A 2,866-nucleotide genomic window follows, 5' to 3' on the forward strand; every position below is an offset into this window, starting at 1 on the left:
CCCGAATCGATCTACCGTGAGCGCGCAAGGTCAACCACCGTTCCAGGAGCCGTCGATGTCGCTGCGATACGCCACCACGATGACGTCGTGGCTGCTCGGCGACGGCTGCCGGGAACACGGTCCCTGGCCCGGAGGGCACGACTGACGCGCGTCGCGCGTCCCCGTCGTCGCCGCCCGGTCCCGTGGACCGGGCGGTTTTTTCGTCGCCGTACCGCCGATCGTGAAGGGAGAGCCCGGTGGACGCCGTCCTCGTCATAAACGCCGACCTCGGCCCGCTGCACCGGGTCACCGTCAAGCACGCGATCCGGATGCTCTGCCGCCGGGTCGCCGAGATCCACGAGGCCGAGCCGGACCGGGTGATCGGCGTCTTCCCGCTGCCGCGGGTGGTCCGCCTCGTCCGGTACGTGGTGACCCGCTGGCGGTTCAGCGCCGGCCCGGCCTGGTCCCGGGCCGGGGTGCTGGCGCGCGACCGGCGGCGGTGCGCCTACTGCGACGGCGCGGCCAGCACGATCGACCACGTCCTGCCCCGCTCGCGCGGTGGCCGGAACACCTGGGGGAACACCACCGCCGCCTGCTACGCGTGCAACCAGCGCAAGGGTGACCGGACCCCGGCCGAGGCGGGCATGCCGCTGCGGCGGGCTCCGGTGACGCCGAGCTGGGCCGCGCTGGCGCGGTGACGGACGGCCGGCGGGCACAGGGGGCGGTGTCGGGGGTACGCCCCGGCGCCGCGCCCGCCGGTCCCACCAGTACGCCTACCTGTCGAGACGCCGGGCCAGCCCGTCGAGCAGGAGGTCCAGCCCGCCGCCGAACTCGTCCTCCGGTACGACCACGCCGGCGTCGCGCGCGGTCGCGGCGAGCAGGGGGAACTCGTCGCGGGGCAGCGCCGCGATGACAGCCGTGCCGGGCCCGGCCAGCGCGCCGAGGTGTTCCATCTGGATCGCGCCGACCACGTAGCCGAGCAGGGCGCGGAACGCGATCACCCGTCCGGTGCCGGTGAAGCCGGCCCCGGTCAGCACCGCGAGCACCGCCTCGCCCCAGCGCAGGATCGTCGGCGAGCGGTGCCGGTACGCGGGGAGCAACGGCACCACTGCCGGGTGGAGACCGACCGCGCGGCGTACCCGCTCGGCCAGGTCCCGGATGCCGTCCGCCCACGGGACGTCGGGCGGCGGGCGGGTGTCGACCGGTTCGAGGACCCGCTCGACGACGAGCGCTTCCAACTCGTCGCGGTCGGCGACGTAGCGGTAGAGGCCCATCGTGCTGGTGCCGAGCTGCGCGCCGACCGCGCGCATGGTGAGGCCGGCGAGGCCGTCCCGGTCGAGCACCGCGAGCGCCGCGTCGGCGAGCTGGGCCGGGGTCAGGGAACGGGGGCGGGGCATGGCCTTGACAGCGTACAAGATACGCCTACGGTTGTAGGAGTACGTCGTACGCCTACAACGGGAGCGCGCATGGACGTCGTCACCCCTCGCCATCTCACCAGCGTGACCGGTGCCCAGGTCGCCCTGCCGGACCCGGACCGCCTGGTCCACCTCCAGTTCCGTCGCTTCGCCGGCTGCCCGGTCTGCAACCTCCACCTGCGCTCGATCGTCCGCCGGCACGCCGAGATCGAGGCGGCGAGCGTACGCGAGGTGGTGCTCTTCCACTCCCCCGCCGACGAGTTGCGCGAGCACGTCGCCGACCTGCCGTTCGCCGTGGTGGCCGATCCGGACCGGCGGCTCTACCGGGAGTTCGGGGTGGAGTCGGCGCGGCGGTCGCTGCTCGACCCGCGCGCCTGGCTGCCGATCCTGCGCGGCGTGGCGATCAGCACCTGGCACATCCTGCGCGGACGGGAGCGGTCGCCGTCCCTTACGCCGCACGGCGGCCGGTTCGGGCTGCCGGCCGACTTCCTGATCGCGCCGGACGGGCGGGTGCTCGCCGAGAAGTACGGCGAACACGCCTCCGACCAGTGGTCGGTGGACGAACTGCTGGCCCAGGTCAGCCGGAGCCGGTCGGCGCGGTGACCGCTGGATCGCCGGTCGGGACGTACCCGCCGAGGGGTGCCGGGCAAACGGCGGTCAGTGGGCGGTCGGCGGGGTCCAGCCGAAGCGCGGCGGGCGGCGCTCGTTCATGGCCGCCACCCCCTCGCGGGCCTCGCCGCTGTCCCGCACCTGGCCGTGCCACCACGCGAGCCGGTCGGCGTCGGCGCGCCCGTCGACCATCTCCTTCGCGGCGGCCACCGTGAGCCGGGAACGCTCGGCGATGGTGGCGGTCAGCGCCGCCACCCGCCCGGCCAGCTCCCCGGCCGGCAGCACCTCGTCCACCAGGCCGATTCGCAACGCCCGCTCGGCGTCGACCAGCTCGCTGCTGAACAGCAGGTGCTTGGCGGCGGACGGACCGACGAGCGCGGCCAGCCGCCGCGTGGTCGGCGCCGGGTAGACCAGGCCGAGCCGGGCCGGGGGTACGCCGAACCGGGCCTCCGCCGAGGCCAGCCGCAGATCGCAGGCGACGGCGAGCTGGCAGCCGCCGCCCACGCAGGCGCCCTCGATCGCGGCCACAGTGGGACGGCCGAACGCGGCGAGCCGTTCCTCGGCGGCCACCGCGATGCTGCCGTCTCCGGCGGCCAGCAGCTCGTCCAGGTCGCCGAGGTCGGCCCCGGCGCAGAACGTGCCGGCCGCGCCGGTGAGCACCAGCACCCGTACCGCCGGGTCGGCCTCCAGGCCGTCGAGCAGCACCGGGAGCTGCCGCCACATGGCCGGGGTCATGGCGTTGCGCCGGGCCGGGTTGTGGATGACCACGGTTGCCACCGGGCCGTCCACCCTGACCGTGAGTTCCGCGTCGGACATGGTGCGACCGTAACGGGCGGGGCCCGGCGGCCCCCCCCGGGGGGGGG

The 2,866-nt window shown here is 75.3% G+C and carries 4 protein-coding genes; 2 read left to right on the forward strand and 2 right to left on the reverse strand.

What is annotated here, in order from left to right:
- The first annotated feature begins 236 nt into the window (after window positions 1-236).
- Window positions 237-677, forward strand: coding sequence for an HNH endonuclease (locus KBX39_RS27905; RefSeq protein WP_043327959.1), 441 nt, complete (start codon window positions 237-239; stop codon window positions 675-677).
- A gap of 75 nt (window positions 678-752) precedes the next feature.
- Here KBX39_RS27905 and KBX39_RS27910 read toward each other — a convergent pair whose 3' ends face one another.
- Window positions 753-1,376 (reverse strand): TetR/AcrR family transcriptional regulator, encoded by a 624-nt coding sequence (locus tag KBX39_RS27910; protein WP_187693837.1) that lies wholly within the window; start codon window positions 1,374-1,376, stop codon window positions 753-755.
- A 69-nt stretch (window positions 1,377-1,445) separates the two neighbouring features.
- Here KBX39_RS27910 and KBX39_RS27915 point away from each other — a divergent pair, with 69 nt between their 5' ends.
- Window positions 1,446-1,997 (forward strand): peroxiredoxin-like family protein, encoded by a 552-nt coding sequence (locus KBX39_RS27915; RefSeq protein WP_210873368.1) that lies wholly within the window; start codon window positions 1,446-1,448, stop codon window positions 1,995-1,997.
- 54 nt (window positions 1,998-2,051) lie between these two features.
- On the opposite strand, the gene KBX39_RS27920 is transcribed toward KBX39_RS27915, so the two are convergent.
- Window positions 2,052-2,819 carry an enoyl-CoA hydratase/isomerase family protein gene (locus tag KBX39_RS27920; RefSeq protein ID WP_210873370.1) on the reverse strand — a complete coding sequence of 256 codons (768 nt, stop codon included), beginning with the start codon at window positions 2,817-2,819 and terminating at the stop codon, window positions 2,052-2,054.
- Between the last annotated feature and the right edge of the window lie 47 nt (window positions 2,820-2,866).

The sequence above is a fragment of the Micromonospora sp. D75 genome, from assembly GCF_018070405.1.
Lineage (GTDB): Bacteria > Actinomycetota > Actinomycetes > Mycobacteriales > Micromonosporaceae > Micromonospora > Micromonospora chalcea.

Coding starts and splice junctions, on each gene's coding strand:
- KBX39_RS27915 (WP_210873368.1), top strand. CDS start 1,446: ATGGACGTCGTCACCCCTCGCCATCTCACCAGCGTGACCGGTGCCCAG.
- KBX39_RS27920 (WP_210873370.1), bottom strand. CDS start 2,819: ATGTCCGACGCGGAACTCACGGTCAGGGTGGACGGCCCGGTGGCAACC.
- KBX39_RS27910 (WP_187693837.1), bottom strand. CDS start 1,376: ATGCCCCGCCCCCGTTCCCTGACCCCGGCCCAGCTCGCCGACGCGGCG.